Raw genomic sequence first — 353 nt, forward strand, 5'->3', positions numbered from 1 at the left:
GCCGGTCTGCTTGCACACGCGGCAGCCCTTGCCGCTGCACAGCACGCACTGGATGTCGACTTCCGCCGAGGGCTCGGTGAAGGGGAAGAACGAGGGGCGGAAGCGCACCGAGAATTCCTTCTCGAAGAAGGCGCGCAGGAATTCCTCGATGGTGCCCTTGAGGTCGGCGAAGCTGACGTCTTCGTCGACCAGCAGGCCTTCGACCTGGTGGAACATCGGCGAGTGGGTCAGGTCGGAGTCGCAGCGGTACACGCGGCCGGGGCAGACGATGCGGATCGGCGGGCGCTGGTTCTCCATGGTGCGCACCTGGACCGGCGAGGTGTGGGTGCGCAGCAGCATGTTCGCGTTGAAGT

At 65.7% G+C, this 353-nt stretch carries 1 protein-coding gene; it reads right to left on the reverse strand.

Annotated elements, in window-relative coordinates; translation table 11 throughout:
• Nucleotides 1-353 (reverse strand): tRNA ligase subunit PheS family protein (locus VV867_RS17525; protein WP_442965039.1); only part of this gene is annotated, 353 nt, incomplete at both ends.

This window comes from Pseudomonas sp. JH-2, from assembly GCF_036231725.1.
GTDB lineage: Bacteria > Pseudomonadota > Gammaproteobacteria > Pseudomonadales > Pseudomonadaceae > Pseudomonas > Pseudomonas delhiensis.